General features: G+C 71.5%; 14 protein-coding genes. 11 read left to right on the top strand and 3 right to left on the bottom strand.

The window, feature by feature from the left end; translation table 11 throughout:
- Nucleotides 1–5: 5 nt before the first annotated feature.
- Together Aco04nite_RS09820 and Aco04nite_RS09815 are read right to left on the bottom strand one after the other, a co-directional pair.
- On the bottom strand, nt 6–641 hold the full coding sequence (locus Aco04nite_RS09820; RefSeq protein WP_212996880.1) for a TetR/AcrR family transcriptional regulator: 636 nt from the start codon (nt 639–641) through the stop codon (nt 6–8).
- Nucleotides 638–2,263 carry an FAD-dependent oxidoreductase gene (locus tag Aco04nite_RS09815; protein WP_212996879.1) on the bottom strand — a complete coding sequence of 542 codons (1,626 nt, stop codon included), beginning with the start codon at nt 2,261–2,263 and terminating at the stop codon, nt 638–640. Before Aco04nite_RS09815 ends, Aco04nite_RS09820 begins: the two co-directional genes overlap by 4 nt.
- A gap of 36 nt (nt 2,264–2,299) precedes the next feature.
- Between Aco04nite_RS09815 and Aco04nite_RS09810 the strand changes: the two genes are divergently transcribed.
- The 7 genes from Aco04nite_RS09810 to Aco04nite_RS09780 all read left to right on the top strand — a co-directional run bounded on the left by Aco04nite_RS09810 (nt 2,300) and on the right by Aco04nite_RS09780 (nt 12,183).
- Complete coding sequence (locus Aco04nite_RS09810; RefSeq protein WP_244875856.1) at nt 2,300–3,037, top strand: alpha/beta fold hydrolase; 738 nt, start codon at nt 2,300–2,302, stop codon at nt 3,035–3,037.
- An 18-nt stretch (nt 3,038–3,055) separates the two neighbouring features.
- A complete protein-coding gene (locus tag Aco04nite_RS09805; RefSeq protein ID WP_212996878.1) occupies nt 3,056–4,183 on the top strand; it encodes an acyl-CoA dehydrogenase family protein in 1,128 nt (375 codons plus the stop codon).
- Nucleotides 4,173–5,354 (top strand): acetyl-CoA C-acetyltransferase, encoded by a 1,182-nt coding sequence (locus tag Aco04nite_RS09800; protein ID WP_212996877.1) that lies wholly within the window; start codon nt 4,173–4,175, stop codon nt 5,352–5,354. The genes Aco04nite_RS09805 and Aco04nite_RS09800 overlap by 11 nt, the downstream gene beginning before the upstream one ends.
- On the top strand, nt 5,354–7,342 hold the full coding sequence (locus tag Aco04nite_RS09795) for a 3-hydroxyacyl-CoA dehydrogenase NAD-binding domain-containing protein (RefSeq protein ID WP_212996876.1): 1,989 nt from the start codon (nt 5,354–5,356) through the stop codon (nt 7,340–7,342). The genes Aco04nite_RS09800 and Aco04nite_RS09795 overlap by 1 nt, the downstream gene beginning before the upstream one ends.
- Before the next feature lie 62 nt (nt 7,343–7,404).
- Nucleotides 7,405–9,456, top strand: coding sequence for a hypothetical protein (locus Aco04nite_RS09790; protein ID WP_244875855.1), 2,052 nt, complete (start codon nt 7,405–7,407; stop codon nt 9,454–9,456).
- Nucleotides 9,457–9,630: 174 nt separating this feature from the next.
- Nucleotides 9,631–10,818 (top strand): MFS transporter, encoded by a 1,188-nt coding sequence (locus Aco04nite_RS09785; RefSeq protein WP_244875854.1) that lies wholly within the window; start codon nt 9,631–9,633, stop codon nt 10,816–10,818.
- Nucleotides 10,819–10,830: 12 nt separating this feature from the next.
- Nucleotides 10,831–12,183, top strand: coding sequence for a GH1 family beta-glucosidase (locus tag Aco04nite_RS09780; RefSeq protein WP_308161628.1), 1,353 nt, complete (start codon nt 10,831–10,833; stop codon nt 12,181–12,183).
- Here the strand turns inward: Aco04nite_RS09780 and Aco04nite_RS09775 are convergent, their stop codons facing one another.
- Entirely contained in the window at nt 12,184–12,783 is a 600-nt protein-coding gene (locus Aco04nite_RS09775; protein ID WP_212996875.1) for a TetR/AcrR family transcriptional regulator, read from the bottom strand.
- Between the two features lie 110 nt (nt 12,784–12,893).
- Here Aco04nite_RS09775 and Aco04nite_RS09770 point away from each other — a divergent pair, with 110 nt between their 5' ends.
- Genes Aco04nite_RS09770 through Aco04nite_RS09755 form a run of 4 tightly spaced genes read left to right on the top strand, consistent with a single transcriptional unit; the run spans nt 12,894 to nt 15,148 of the window.
- Complete coding sequence (locus Aco04nite_RS09770; protein ID WP_212996874.1) at nt 12,894–13,295, top strand: YbaB/EbfC family nucleoid-associated protein; 402 nt, start codon at nt 12,894–12,896, stop codon at nt 13,293–13,295.
- The gene (locus Aco04nite_RS09765; protein WP_212996873.1) at nt 13,285–13,605 is read left to right on the top strand and encodes a hypothetical protein; all 321 of its coding nucleotides are present in this window, start codon (nt 13,285–13,287) and stop codon (nt 13,603–13,605) included. The genes Aco04nite_RS09770 and Aco04nite_RS09765 overlap by 11 nt, the downstream gene beginning before the upstream one ends.
- Nucleotides 13,602–14,840 (top strand): hypothetical protein, encoded by a 1,239-nt coding sequence (locus tag Aco04nite_RS09760; protein WP_212996872.1) that lies wholly within the window; start codon nt 13,602–13,604, stop codon nt 14,838–14,840. Before Aco04nite_RS09765 ends, Aco04nite_RS09760 begins: the two co-directional genes overlap by 4 nt.
- Nucleotides 14,837–15,148, top strand: a complete 312-nt coding sequence (locus Aco04nite_RS09755) for a hypothetical protein (protein ID WP_212996871.1) — start codon at nt 14,837–14,839, stop codon at nt 15,146–15,148. Before Aco04nite_RS09760 ends, Aco04nite_RS09755 begins: the two co-directional genes overlap by 4 nt.
- Nucleotides 15,149–15,157 lie beyond the last annotated feature (9 nt).

The raw sequence follows: 15,157 nt of genomic DNA, 5'->3' as shown, positions 1-15,157 counted from the left end.
GAACGTTAGCAATCTGTTGGCAGGTTGCCAATAGCCTCGGGTACGACGCGTTCCACGATCGCCAGCAGGGTCGTCACCAGCAGCAGATGCACCTGCGGGCGGGTGAGCACACCGCGCTGCAACCACTCCCCGGCCGTCGCCCGGGCCAGGGCCACATAGGCGCGGATCATGCCGCGCAGCTCCTCGCGGTGCCCGGCCGCACCCGCGAGACCCACGGCGACCAGCACACTGTCGGCGGCGACGTCCTCGGCCTGCGCCAGCACCCGGTCCACGTCGGCGTCCCGGCCCGGCCCGGTCGCGTTGATCGCGGCGAGCCAGGACGTGCTGTGCCGGGAGACCACGTCGAGGAACCAGGTGACGCTGGCGTCCACCCGGATCGCCAGGTCCCCCTCGGGCAGCCGCTCGACGGCCACCTCGGGGATCGTCACCATCACCCGGATGACCTCGAGATACAGGTCCTTCTTGGTGCCGAAGTAGTGGTTGATCAGGCCCCGGGCCACGCCGGCCGCGCGGGCGATGTCGGTCGCCGACACCTCGGCGTACGGGCGCTCGCCGAACAGCCGGACCGCGCAGCTGAGGATCTCGCCGCGCCGCACGTCCGGTTCGAGCCGCCTGCGCCCGCCGACCGCTTCAAGATTCACTCCTGGAGCCTAAACTCCCCGGGCGAACCGGGCGGCACGACGGGATCGACGGGCGCGACGCGGGGGCCGCGGGCGTACACATCGGAGGATCTCGCGTCCGGCCAGTACGCCATGGCTCGTTCGGCGAGCGCGGTGATGGTCAGCGACGGGTTGACGCCGGGGTTCGCCGCGAGGACCGAGCCGTCGACGACGTGCAGGCCGCGGTGCCCGTACAGACGCTGGTAGGGATCGACCACCCCGGTCGCGGCGTCGGACCCGATCGCGCACCCACCGATGAAGTGGCCGGTCACCGGCCGTCCGACCAACTCGGTGGCGGCACCCAACGGCACGCCGTCGATCTTCTCCGCGACCCGGCGGGCGGCGTCGTGCGCGGCCGGCACCCAGACCGGACTGGGCTCACCGACCCCCGGACGGCTGGTCAGCCGTCCCCGCCGGCGGAACAGCGTGATCGAGTTGTCGAGGGGCTGCATCGCCAGCAGCACAATCGTCTCCTGCGACCAGCGCCGCGGTGAGAGGTAGAGCCGCAGGTCGCGCCCTGCCCGCATCAGCCGGCGCAGCCCGGCCAGCACGCGGGACCGGCCACCGGTGTCGTCGACGAGCACGGTCGACAGCAGCGCGAGCAGGTTGCTCCCCGGCCCGTACCGCACCGGTTCGACATGCGTGACCGGGTCCGGGTGGATCGACGAGGTGATCGCGATGCCCCGGCTGAAGTCGTGGTCACGGCGCCGGGACCGGGCACCGAGGATGGACTCGGAATTGGTCCGGCTCAGCTCGCCGAGCCGCGCGGAGATGCCCGGCAGCCGGCCCCGGTCGCGCATCCGCAGCAGCAGCCGCTGGGTGCCGAGCGCCCCGGCTGCGAAGATCACCTGCCGGGCGGTGAGGTCGCGCCGGCGCAGCCCGCCGGTGGCCCGGGTCCGCACGGTGTAACCCTCGCCCGGCCCGGGTCGCACCTCGGTGACCGTGGTCAGCGGATGGACCACCGCCCCCGCGGCCTCGGCGAGGTAGAGATAGTTCTTGACCAGCGTGTTCTTCGCGCCGACCCGGCACCCGGTCATGCACGCGCCGCACGCGGTGCAGGGCTCGCGGGCGGGCCCCGCTCCCCCGAAGAAGGGATCGGCCGCGGGCGGTCCGAAATAGACCCCTACCGGGGTACGCCGAAAGGTCTCTCCTACCCCCAAATCCTCGGCAACCTCGCGCAGTACGTCGTCCGCGCGCGTCCGCAGCGGATTGGTGACGACGCCGAGCATCCGCGACGCCTGGTCGTAGAACGGCGCGAGCTCGCTCTTCCAGTCGGCGATCGACGCCCACTGCGGATCGGCGTAGAACGCGTCCGGCGGCTCGTACAGCGTGTTCGCATAACCGAGCGAGCCCCCGCCCACCCCCGCACCGGACATGACGAGCGCATCCCGCAGCAGCGTGAGCCGCAGAATCCCGTAGCAACCCAGCGCCGGCGCCCACAGATACTGCCGCAACCGCCACGACGTGCGCGCGAACTGGTCGTCGGCGAACCGGCGACCCGCCTCGAGCACCCCGACCCGGTAACCCTTCTCGGTCAGCCGGAGCGCACTGACCGAACCGCCGAACCCTGATCCGACGATCAGTACGTCGTAGTCGTACTCCATGCGACAACGTGACACCGCTATTGGCAGAGTGTCAACGTGATCGCTTACGAGAGGCGCGGCGAAGGTCCCCCGCTCATCCTGCTGCACGGCCTCGGCAGCCGCCGGCAGGCCTGGGCGCCGGTGGTGCCCGAGGTGTCCCGGCACCGCGAGGTGATCGGGCTGAATCTGCCGGGCCCCGGGACGGTCGGTGAGTTCGCGGACCGGGTCGCCGGGTTCCTCGACGAGCACGGCATCGACCGGCCCGAGGTCGCCGGCAACTCGCTCGGGGGCGGCATCGCGCTGGAACTCGCCGGCCGGGGCCTGGTCAGCGCGGTCACAGCCTTCTCCCCGATCGGTTTCTGGCGTACTCCCGGGCGGCTCTGGTGCCAGAGCGCGGTCACCGCCGCGCGCGGTGGGGCGATCGCGCTGCGGCCCCTGCTGCCCAGGCTCCTCGACACCCGGCCCGGCCGGTCGGTCCTGTGCGGATTGTTCTTCGCCGACCCGGTGCGGGTGGCGCCGCGGACCTGCCTGGAGGATGCCCGCGCGCTGAGTACGTGGCCGGGCTTCGTCACCACCCGCAACGCGATGGGCCGTTGGCGGCCGCCGGCCCTGGACGGGCTTCCGGTCACGATCGCGTGGGGTACGCGAGATGCCATCCTCCCCTACCGTACGCAGGCCAGACGCGCCCGGGACCTGCTCCCCGGGGCCCGGCACGTGGCCCTGGACGGCTGTGGGCACGTGCCGTTCCCCGACGATCCGCAACGCTGCGCCGAGCTATTGACAGTGCGCCAATAGCGGGGCCATCGTGGACGGATGGCAGTGGAGCACGACGATCTCGCCGAGCTGGTCCGCGACTTCTTCACCAGGGAGGTGCTGCCGCACGCCGATCGCGTCCTCGCCCAGGGCCACCCCGATCGCGAGCACTACCGCGGCGCCGGGAAGCTGGGGCTGCTCGGCCTGTCCGTGCCCGAGCAGTACGGCGGCGGGGGCGGTGACTTCACCCACGAGGCCGTGCTGCTGCACGAGCAGGCGTACGCCGGCGACACCAGCCTCGGCCTGGCCGTGCACAGCGGCATCGTCACCGGGTACCTCGTCGCGTTCGGCACCGAGGAGCAGAAACGGCGCTGGCTGCCCGGCCTGTGCAGCGGCGACCTGGTCGGCGCGATCGCGATGACCGAGCCCGACGGCGGCTCCGACCTGCAGGCCATGCGCACCCGCGCGGTCCGCGACGGCGACCACTACGAGGTGCACGGCGCGAAGACGTTCATCAGCAACGGCGGGCTGGCCGACGTGGTGCTGGTGGCCGCGAAGACCGACCCGGACGCGCGCGCCGCCGGGGTGTCGCTGCTGATCGCCGATGTCGCCGGCGACCCGGACGGTTTCCGGCGCGGGCGGCTGCTCTCCAAGATCGGGCTGCGCGGCAACGACACCGCCGAGCTGTTCTTCGACGGTTTCCGGGTGCCCGCGGCCGGCCTGCTCGGCGGCGCCGAGGGGCGGGGCTTCGCGCAGCTCATGGGCAGCCTGCCGCAGGAGCGCCTGGTGATCGGGATCGGCGCCGTCGCCGCCATGGAGCGCGCGGTCTCGCTGGCCACGGCGTACGCCAAAGAACGGCACGCGTTCGGCAAGCCCCTGATCGGCCATCAGAACACCCGCATGGTCCTCGCCGAATGCGCGACCCGGGCCCGGGTGAGCCGCGTCTTCCTGGACGACTGCATCGCCCGGCACGCCCGCGGCGAGCTCGACACCGCGACGGCCTCGATGGCGAAGTGGTGGCTGACCGACGGCCAGTGCGAGGTCGTGGACCGCTGCCTGCAGCTGTTCGGCGGCTACGGCTACACGACCGAATACCCGATCGCCCAGATGTACACCGACGCCCGCGCCCAGAAGATCTACGGCGGCACCAACGAGATCATGAAGGAGCTGATCGCCCGTGCCCTCTGAAGCCCCCGTAACTTCTGAAGCCTATGTGTACGCCGCGGTGCGCACTCCCCGCGGCCGGGGCAGGGCGACCGGCGCGTTGCACGGCGTCAAGCCGATCTCCCTGGTCACCGGACTGATCTCTCACCTCAATGACCGCATCCCTTTGGGTAAGGTCGACGACCTGATCATGGGGATCGTCACGCCGGTCGGTGAGCAGGGCGGCGATCTCCCCCGGGCCGCGGCGCTCCTGGCAGGCCTGCCCGAGAGCGTCGGCGGGATGCAGCTCAACCGCTTCTGCTCGTCCGGGCTGGAAGCCGTCAACATCGCGGCGGCGAAGGTCCGCTCCGGCTGGGACGACCTGATCCTCGCCGGCGGCGTCGAGTCGATGTCCCGGGTCCCGATGGGCTCCGACGGCGGCGCCTGGGCGATGGACCCGGAGACCGCCCTCGCCACCTCGTTCGTCCCGCAGGGTGTCAGCGCCGACCTCCTGGCGACCCTGCGCGGCTTCACCCGCGACGACGTCGACGCCTGGGCTGTCATCTCCCAGCAACGCGCAGGCCTCCATCAAGGCGACGTCGTGCCGGTCCGTGACCGCAACGGACTCGTGCTGCTCGCCGCCGATGAGCACCCGCGGCCCGGGACCACGGCTGCTGACCTGGGGAAACTCAAACCGTCGTTCGCGGGTACGCCCTTCGACGACGTGGCGCTGCAGAAATTCCACTGGCTGGAGGAGATCGACCACGTCCACCACGCCGGGAACTCCTCGGGCGTCGTCGACGGCGCCGCGCTGGTGCTGATCGGGAACGAGACCGCCGGGCTGACGCCGCGAGCGCGGATCGTCGCGGCGGCCAGCACCGGGACCGACCCGACGCTGATGCTGACCGGGCCGATCCCCGCCACCCGCAAGGTCCTGGCCAGGGCCGGGCTGACCGTCGACGACATCGACCTGTTCGAGGTCAACGAGGCGTTCGCGGCGGTGGTGCTCACCTACATCGCCGAGTTCGGGCTCGACCCGGAGAAGGTCAACGTCACGGGCGGGGCCATCGCGTACGGGCACCCGCTCGGCGCCACCGGGGCGATGCTGATCGGCACCGCGCTCGACGAGCTGGAACGTCGCGGCCTGCGCCGGGCCCTGATCACCCTCTGCGTCGGCGGCGGCATGGGCGTCGCCACGATCCTGGAGCGCTGCTGATGCCTGTTTCCTACGAACGAGGCCACGATGGCGTCGCTGTCCTCACCCTCGACGCCCCGGGGCAGTCGGCGAACACCATGAGCCGCGCGTACGCGAAAGCCATGACCGCCGCGCTGGACCGCCTCGAAGCGGAACGGGACACGCTCACCGGCGTCATCGTGACCAGCGCGAAGTCCACATTCTTCGCCGGCGGTGATCTGCCCGAGATGATCAAGGCGACGCCGGCCGACGCCCCCGCGCTGACCGAGCTGCTCACCACCGTCAAGCGCGACCTGCGCCGCCTCGAAACCCTCGGTGTGCCGGTCGTCGCGGCGCTCAACGGCTCGGCGCTCGGGGGCGGCCTGGAGATCGCCCTGGCCTGTCACCACCGGATCGCGCTCGACGTGCCGGAGTCGCGGTTCGGCTTCCCCGAGGTGACCCTCGGGCTGTTGCCGGGCGCGGGCGGCGTCACCCGTACGGTGCGGATGTTCGGTCTGCGGAAAGCCCTCGAGTCGTTCCTGCTCAGCGGCAAGCAGTTACGGCCTGCCGACGCGCTCGACGCCGGCCTGGTCGACGAGGTGGTCGCCACGCCCGGGGCGATGCTGGACCGGGCGCGGGACTGGATCGCGGCCCACCCGGACGCGGTACAGCCCTGGGGGGAACCGCGCCCGGAGAAGCAGCTGCTCGCGTACCCGGCGGTGTTGCGGCAGCGGTTGAAGGGCAACCGGTTGCCGGCGCCCGAGGCCATCCTCGCGGCAGCCGTCGAGGGCCTGCAGGTCGACCTCGACACCGCACTCGACATCGAGACGCGGTATCTCGTGTCGCTGCTGACCGGGCAGATCGCCAAGAACATGATCGGCGCGTTCTTCTTCGACCTGCGTGCGGTCAACGGCGGCGCGAGCCGGCCCGCCGTCGAGGTGCCGCCCGCACGCCGGGTCGCGGTCCTCGGCGCCGGGATGATGGGCGCCGGGATCGCGCACGCCTGCGCCCGCGCCGGCCTGGACGTCGTGGTCCGGGACGTCACCGAGGAAGCCGCCGCCCGGGCCGCCACGCACCCGCGCATCACGACCACCGCCGACCTCGCGGACCTCGAGGGCTGCGACGTGGTGATCGAGGCGGTCTTCGAGGACATCGCCCTCAAACGCAAGGTCTTCGCCGACGTTGAACCGCTGCTCAAAGACGGCGCGCTGCTCGCCTCGAACACGTCGACGCTGCCCATCACCGAGCTGGCAGGCGGCGTCACCCGGCCGGGTGACTTCATCGGGATGCACTTCTTCTCCCCCGTCGCGAAGATGCCGCTGCTGGAGATCGTCGTCGGCGCGGAAACGGGCGACGCGGCCCTGGCGCGGGCGTTCGACCTGGCCCGGCGGATCCGCAAGACCCCGATCGTGGTCAACGACGGGCGTGGCTTCTTCACCAGCCGGGTCATCGGGAAGTACATCGACGAGGCGATCGGGATGCTGGCCGAGGGCGTGCCCGCGCCGTCGATCGAGCGGGCCGCGCTCGCCGCGGGCTACCCCACCGGCCCCCTCGCGCTCGCCGACGAGGTCTCGCTCAGCCTGCTGCGGCACATCCGCGGCCAGTACGAGACAGCCGACCCCACGTTCACGGTCCTGCCCTCGCACGCCGTCATCGACACCCTGCTCACCACCCACGACCGGCCCGGACGCGCGGCGGGCCGCGGCTTCTACGACTACGTGGACGGTCGCCGCGCCCGGCTGTGGAGCGGCCTGGCGGAGATGGCCGGCGGCGACCGGGTGCCGTTCGAGGATCTGCAGGACCGGATGCTGTTCGCCGAGTCCCTCGACGCGCTGCGCTGCCTCGACGAGGGGGTGCTGCGCTCCGAGGCGGACGGCGACATCGGGTCGCTGCTCGGCATCGGTTTCCCCGCGTGGACCGGCGGCGCGATCCGCTTCGCCCGGCAACACGCCGATTTCGCCGGGCGGGCCCGCGCGCTTGCCGGACGGTACGGCGATCGGTTCTCCCCCGAAGTGTTGCCAGTCACATAGGCCGATCCCTATCCTGAGGGCCCTTGGTCGATCAATTGATCCACCAAAAGGAAGGTGCCCCCATGCCCCTGCCTTCTTCGCCCCTGCGTGCCCTGCTCACGACCGTGCTCGCAGGTGCCACCCTGACGATCCCCGCGAGCGCCCAGGCCGCCACCGCCTGGGCGCCCACCTACGACCTCGACAACGCCTGCGTGACGCTGCAGGCGTTCAACGGCACGACCTCGCTCGGCTACGTCAACCGCAACGGCGCCGGTGGCTACGGTTTCACGGCCACGAAGTCCGCCGCCGAGCCGTTCCGGTTCGAGGCGACCCAGCTCAGCCGGTTCACGGTCCGCGACTCCACCGGCGGGTACGCGTACCAGAGCATCATCGGTTTCATCATGGCCGGAAGCTCCTACGGCGACCGCGCGGACTGGACGGCGAGCTACGCCGACGGGCGCTACCGGCTGGTCTCCACACTGACCGGGCAGCAGCTCGGGTCGTACCTCGGCAGCGTCGGCGCCGGCTCGGCCACCCTCGCGACAGCCACCGCCACCGGCTGCTCGGCGACCCCCGACGTCGCGACCGGCGTCACCGGCACCGCCGCCCCCGGCGTCACCTCCGCGGGCAAGCTCAACGGCTGGATCGACGCGCACGCGCACATCACCGCGGGTGCGGCGTTCGGCGGCCAGATGCACTGCGGCGAGGCGTGGGCCCCGGGCGGCGTCACCGTCGCCCAGGCCGGCTGCCCGTCGCACGCCACGCTCGGCGTCGGCGCGATCTTCGAGGCCATCATCGGCGGCACCGACCCGGTCAACTCGGCCGAGGACGGCTGGCCGACGTTCGGGGACTGGCCGCAGCCCGAGAGCCTGCTGCACGAGCAGTCGTACTACCGCAGCATCGAACGGACCTGGCGCTCCGGCGAGCGGGTGCTCAACGCGCTGCTGGTCGGCAACCGGGTGATCTGCGAGCTGTACCCGCTGCGCGACACCCCCTGCGACGAGATGGACGGGGTGCGGGTCCAGTACCGCTACCTCACCTCCATGCAGGACTACATCGACGCCCAGAACGGCGGTCCCGGCCGCGGCTGGTTCCGGTTGGCGAAGACCCCGGCGGATGTACGCAGGATCGCCGCCGAAGGCAAGCTCGCCGTCACCATCGGCGTCGAGATCTCCGAGCTGTTCGGCTGCCGCGAGATCTCCAACGTGCCACAGTGCACCACCGGCGACATCGACGCGGGACTCGACGAGCTCCAGGCGATGGGCGTCAGCGGCCTCTACCCGGTGCACAAGTTCGACAACGCGTTCGGCGGCACCCGCTTCGACGAGGGCCTGACCGGGGCGGCCGTCAACATCGGCAACCTCGTGTCGACCGGGCACTGGTGGACCGCGACCTCCTGCACCGGCGCGCACGACAACGAGCAGCCCCTGGTCAGCGATGACATCGCCCGGCTGCTCGCGCTCGGTGAGCTGAACCTGCCCCCGGGCACGATCGCGCCGGTGTATCCCAGCGGGCCGATCTGCAACGTGCGGGGACTGACGACGCTGGGTGCGTACCTCATCGACCGGATGATGGAGCGCGGCATGGTCATCCACATCGACCACATGGGGGTGAGGACGGCCTCGGCCGTCCTGGACCGCGCCGAGGCGGCCCACTATCCGGGCGTCGTCTCCGTGCACACCTGGTCGGACCGCGCGATCGTCGACCGGATCCTCGCGCTGGGCGGTTTCGTCGCGACCTACGGGTTCTCCGTCACCGACTCCGGCAACGGCCAGCCCAACTTCCTCGCCGAATGGCGGGCCAACAAGGCGCTCCCGCACGCCACCGGCATGACCGGCTACGGCGTGGGCACCGACGTCAACGGGTTCGCCCAGCAGCCGCAGCCCCGGCTGACCGCGGCCACCCAGCCGTTCGCGTACCCGTTCACCGCCCCGAACGGCACGTCCGTCAGTAAACAGGTGATGGGCACCCGCACGTTCGACATCAACACCGACGGCGTCGCGCAGTACGGCGTCTACGCCGACTGGGTCAACGACCTGATCGGCCAGGCCGGCTCCGACGGCCCCGCACTGCGCTCGCAGTTGATGAACGGTGCCGAGTCCTACACCGCCATGTGGGAGCGGGCTCGGTCATGACCGATTGCACCGAACCTCACTCACCGCAAGCTGACAACGGCCTTGCCGGTGAGGGCCATGAGGGCATGACAAAGACGGCTCGGTCATGACCGATTGCACCGAACCTCACTCACCGCGAGCCGACAACGGCCTTGCCGGTGAGGGCCATGAGGGCATGACAAAGATGGCTCAGTCGTGACATCACCGGTGGTGGCGCCGGCCAAGGTGGGGCGGGGCTGGATTTTTGCCTACGTCCTGGCCATGGTCGGCGTCGCCGCCGGGTGGTTCGGTCCGATCCAGATCCTGTTGCCGTCGCAGGCCTCGGACATCGCTGCGTCCGGCAGCCTGAGCAAAGAAGCGCTGCTGTCCCTGGTCAGCGGCGTGGGCGCGGCAGCCTCCCTGATCGCCAACCCGCTCTGGGGTGCGGCCTCGGATCGGCTGGGTACGCGACGTCCCATCATGCTCGCCGGCACAGCGACCGGCGTCGCGGGCCTCGCGGTGCTGGCAGCCTCGGAATCGCCCGCGGTCATGATCCTCGGCTGGGTGCTCGTGCAGGCCGGGCTCAACGGCCCCCTCGCGGCCCTGGCGGCGATGCTCGGCGACCGGGTCCCCGAGGAGCAGCGCGGCACGGTCGGCGCCCTTTTCGGCGTGGCCCAGATCGTCGGCGTGGTCCTCGGCACGGCCGTCGCGGTCGCCGCCGGTGACGTACGCATCGGGTATCTCGCCCTGGTCGTCGCGGTCCCCGCCCTGATCGCGAGCCTGCTGATCAGCCACCGGGAAACGGTCGTGAGCACCACGACCTGGGCACGGCCCCGCTTCACCCGCGTCTTCGGCTGGGCGTGGCTGATCCGGTTCCTGCTCAACCTCGCCAATGCGCTGCTGCTCGTCTACCTCTTCTACTACCTCGACGACCGGGTGGGTGTCGCCGACCCGGGCGCCCTCGTCCTGATCGCCACGCTGATCAACGTCGCGTTCACCGCCGTCGCCGCGACGATCGGGGGCATCCTCTCCGACCGCCACCGGCGCCGCCGGATCTTCATCGCCGGCGGAGCGGTCCTGCTGGCCCTCGGGTTCGTGGTGCTCGCCCTGGTCCCCACGGTCCCGGCGGTCCTGGTCGCTTCGGGGCTGCTCGGCTGTGGCTGGGGCCTGTTCGTGGCCGTCGACCTGGCCGTGATCACCGGTGTCCTGCCCGACGCCGAGTCCCGCGCCACCATGCTCGGCGTCGCCAACATCGCCGCCGCCCTGCCCCAGCTGATCGCCCCGGTCATCGCCGGTGTCGTGGTCACCCGGGCCGGCGGCTACCCCGTGCTCTACCTGATCACCGCCGCCGTGGCGCTGCTCGGGCTCGCCTGTCTGCCGCGCCTGCGCGGGTCCGTCACCTAGGAGGTTGCATCCGTGTCCCTGCCCTCGTTCCCGCCCGGATTCCGGTTCGGCATGGCCACCTCGGCGTTCCAGATCGAGGGCGCGGCCGAGCTCGACGGCAAGGGCCCGAGCATCTGGGACACCTTCACCGACCAGCGCGACGGCATCGACCACTACCACCGGTACGCCGAGGACGTCACGCACATCGCCGACGCCGGCACCCACGACTACCGCTTCTCGTTCAGCTGGCCCCGCGTCGTGCCGTCGGGGCGCGGCCCGGTCAACAAACGCGGCCTCGACTTCTACGACCGGCTCGTCGACGAACTGCTGGCCAAGGGCGTGCGCCCGGTGCCCACGCTCTACCACTGGGACCTGCCGCAGGCCCTGGAGGACAAGGGCGGCTGGCTGAACCGGGACACCGCGGCAGCGCTCGCCGACTACACGGCGGTGCTCGTGTCCCGCCTGGGCGACCGGGTCCACGACTGGATCACCATGAACGAGATGAACGTCCAGACCCTCTACGGGTACGGCCTGAGCTCCCACGCCCCCGCCCGCAACCTCGGCCTCGGGGCGCTGCCAGCGGCCCACAACCAGCTGCGCGCCCACGGCCTCGCGACCCAGGTGCTGCGCGCGTTCGGAGCCCGCTCGATCGGCGTGGCGGGCCAGCACTTCCCGGTCCACCCGGCGAGCGACGACCCCGCCGACGTGGCAGCCGCCGGTCTCTTCGCCAACCTCACCAACTGGACGTTCTCCGACCCGATCCTGCGCAGCGAGTATCCCGACGACCTGATCCGGGCCGGCCTCGGCGTGGACGACGACACGCTCGCCACCGACTTGGAACTCATCAGCGCGCCGCTCGACTTCTACGGCGTCAACTTCTACGAGCCGACGATGATCGAGGCGCCCCGCGCCGGCAAGGACTACCACGGCGTGCTCGAGGTGGACGTACCCGAAGGCCTGCCGTTCTCACCCGTCCCCGTCCCCAGCGACGAGCGCACCGACTTCGGCTGGGCCATCGTCCCCGCCGCCCTCACCGAGATCCTCGGCACCCTCCGGTCGCGCTACCCCAACCTCCCCCCGATCATCATCACAGAGAACGGAGCCTCCTTCCACGACGCGCCACCCGGGCCCGACGGCCGCGTCCACGACCCCCGCCGCATCGCCTACCTCGACGGCCACCTCCGCGCAGTCGCCGACGCCATCGCCAACGGCGTCGACGTCCGCGGCTACTACGTGTGGTCAGCTCTCGACAACCTCGAATGGGCCGCGGGCTACCAAGAACGCTTCGGCCTCGTGTACGTCGAACCCGGCACCCTCGCCCGCACCCGCAAGGACTCCTGGTACTGGTATCGCGACCTCATCACCCAGGAACGCGCACGGAGCTGATCACTTCCGCAGCTGGTCGATGTAGGCCGTGGCGAGGCGGTCCAGGCGGTCGCCGTGGCCGGCCCCGCCCGCCCAGCCGTCGACGAGGCTGAGCAGCGTGCTGCCCTCGACGAGGATGAGGAAGTCGTCGATGGCCGCGTCGTCATCGACGCCGGGGCGCAGCTCGTCGAGCTCCCGGGCCTCGCGCAGGCAGACCCGCAGCAGCTCGCGGATCCGCACGTGGGAGGCCCGCCGCGACTCCGCCAGCCGTGGATGCGACAGCGCGGCCCCCGCGAATGCCACGTTGACGTGCGCGTCCGCCGCCCGCTCGGCATCCGCGGGCAGCACCGCGTCCAGCGCGGCCCGCAGCGCCGCCAACCCCGACAGCTCCCCGCCGAGCAGGAACGCCCGCGCGACGATCCGGTCGTAGACCGCCGTCTGCGCCGCCACGAGGATGTCGTCCTTGCCGCCGAGGAAGTGCGCGAGCACGCTCAGCGAGCAGCCGGCCTCGTCGGCGATCGCCCTGGTCGTGGTGCCCTCGACGCCCCGGCTGCGCACGACCCGCCACGCCGCCGCCAGCAGCTCGGCCCGGCGCTCCTCGTGATCAACCAGCCTCGGCACTCCGCAAGCCTATGCGGCCGTACGGGTGCCCTCCGGGCCGGATAGCGGGGTTGCACAGGTAACGGCCGGTCTCCTAACGTGCCACACGGACAAACGGGGGGTTTGCTGACGTGCGTGACGTGGACGCGGCGGAGGACTGGCTGGATTCCTGGGTGGCCGGGGTCAACACCCAGGCCGAACGGACCGCGCAGCTGGCCCGGCAGGTGGCAGCGCTGAGCGCGAAGGCGCGCAGCGAGGACGGCACGATCACGGTGACGGTCGGTGCGTCGGGGCAGATCGTCGGCCTCGACCTGGACGACCGGGCCGCCGGGCGCCGCACCGGCGCCGAGCTCAGCGCGGAGATCCTGACCGTCATGCGGGCAGCGCAGGGCCGGTTGACGCAAGAGGTCGCCGAGCAGGTGCGCGAGACCGTCGGCACCGACACCGAGACCGGGCGCGCGGTCGTCGACTCGTTCAGCCGCCGTTTCCCGGAGGAGCCGGAGCCGGACGAGGTGCGCCGCGATGGCCGCTGACGGACTGCAGATGCCGATCGACGCGGTGCGCGGGCACGCCGCCACGGTCGACAACGTCGGCGCCGCGATGGAGCAGGCACGCGGGGCCGTGCACGAGGTGACCATGGATACGGGCGCGTTCGGGCAGTTGTGCCAGTTCCTGCCCGCGATCCTGTCGCCCGTGTTCGGCATGGTCGTCGACGCGCTCGACGGCAGCATCGACGCCCTCCACGAGACGGCCGACGGGCTGCGCGCGACCGCCGACGGCGCGTCGGTCACCGACGAGAACACCGCGAAGTCCATCGGTTCCACGCTGAAGCTGCCACTGTGAGCGCCAACCCGCTGGTCGTCGCGACGCAGGACTCGACGAACTGGTCGACCGGGCTCGGGCTGGTCGAGGACGCGTACCAGATCACCACCGGCATCCAGAACGACAGCTGGGTCGACGTCACCCTCGGCGGCGTCGGCGGCGCGCTGGACCTGCTGTCCGCGGCCCTGGACCCGCTCGGCGCCCTGGTGTCGTGGGGCGTGGGCTGGCTGATGGAGCACGTCAAGCCGCTCAAGGAGGCCCTCGACTGGCTGGCCGGCAACGCCGACGCGGTCGCCGCGCAGGCCGCCACCTGGTCGAACGTCAGCAAGTTCACCGACTCGGCCCGCGCGGAGTACGCGTCGCGGCTCGGCTCGGAGGTGTCCGGCTGGTTCGGCGCGTCCGGTGACGCGTACCGCGAGCACGCCTCGGCCCACCTGACCGCGCTCGAGGGCATCGCCACGTCGTCGCAGGGCATCTCGTACGCCGTCCAGGGCGCCGGCCTGCTCGTCGGGCTGGTCCGCGGCATCGTCCGCGACCTGATCGCCGACTTCGTGGCCACCCTCGCGGTCCGCCTTCCGGAGTGGCTGGCCGAGGAGGGCCTGACCCTGGGTCTCGCCACCCCGGTCGTGATCGGGCAGGTCAGCTCGCTGGTCGCCAAGTGGGTCGCGAAGATCGAGCACTTCGTGCGCGGCCTGCTCAACAGCCTCAAGCGGCTCAGCCCGATGATCGACAAGCTGGGCGAGATCCTGACCTCGCTGAAGAACAAGCTCCCGCGCGCGGCGAAGGCGGTCGACGCCGACCCGCTCGCCCCGAAGGTCCCCGGCGACTACACGTTCAACATGGTGGAGAACCCCGGCCCGCTCGCCGACCTCGGGGGCACCCCGGCGGCGAACTACGCCGGCGGCCGCTACGACGAGGTGACGCTGCCCGAGAACAGGGTGCTCTTCCGTGCCGGCGACGAGACCAACCCGCTGGGCCAGTGGTTCACCACCGACCCGCCGGACAGCGTCGCGCACGTCCGGATCGACAGCGCGGTCAAGGCCCAGTGGGTGGACCCGCAGACCCAGCTGCTGACCGGCGTCTCGGACATCAATACGGTGTACGCCGTGGAGATCCCGGCCGGCACCAAGGTCTACCCCGGCCCGGTCGGCAACATGGGCGGCGTCTACGTCGGCGGCGGCAACCAGATCTTCATCCCCACGCCGTGGGAGATCAGACCCAAGGTGAAGGTAGTCGGATCGGAGCCCCTGCCATGACCCAGTCCCCCACCGACCGCCTGGAAACGGCCCGCGCGGCCGTCGCCCAGCTCGTCACCGACGTGCGGGGCGAGGGCCGCCGTGGCGCCTTCTGGCTGCCCAGGCTCCTCGACCTCGAGGCCGACCTGGCCCGCACCGACCGCCCCGCGGAGGACACCCTCACCGTCGGCAAGCAGCACGTCGACTTCCTGTACTCCGCCCCGCGCGACAACTTCGCCGACTTCTACCTGATGAACGACGCCCCGGACGATCCCCCCGGCCGCTTCGGCGCCACGCAGGACACCCTCCGCAAAGCCGTCGGCGACTAGGATTCCCTG

Origin of the sequence: Winogradskya consettensis, assembly GCF_018332715.1 — a bacterium.
GTDB lineage: Bacteria > Actinomycetota > Actinomycetes > Mycobacteriales > Micromonosporaceae > Actinoplanes > Actinoplanes consettensis.
Note: the sequence above shows the minus strand (reverse complement) of the source record. Positions and strands in the feature narration are given on the sequence as shown.

What these genes read in the sequence shown, in the direction of transcription:
- Aco04nite_RS09815 (WP_212996879.1), bottom strand. Translation starts at nt 2,263, where the DNA reads ATGGAGTACGACTACGACGTACTGATCGTCGGATCAGGGTTCGGCGGT.
- Aco04nite_RS09805 (WP_212996878.1), top strand. Translation starts at nt 3,056, where the DNA reads ATGGCAGTGGAGCACGACGATCTCGCCGAGCTGGTCCGCGACTTCTTC.
- Aco04nite_RS09795 (WP_212996876.1), top strand. Translation starts at nt 5,354, where the DNA reads ATGCCTGTTTCCTACGAACGAGGCCACGATGGCGTCGCTGTCCTCACC.
- Aco04nite_RS09790 (WP_244875855.1), top strand. Translation starts at nt 7,405, where the DNA reads ATGCCCCTGCCTTCTTCGCCCCTGCGTGCCCTGCTCACGACCGTGCTC.
- Aco04nite_RS09765 (WP_212996873.1), top strand. Translation starts at nt 13,285, where the DNA reads ATGGCCGCTGACGGACTGCAGATGCCGATCGACGCGGTGCGCGGGCAC.
- Aco04nite_RS09755 (WP_212996871.1), top strand. Translation starts at nt 14,837, where the DNA reads ATGACCCAGTCCCCCACCGACCGCCTGGAAACGGCCCGCGCGGCCGTC.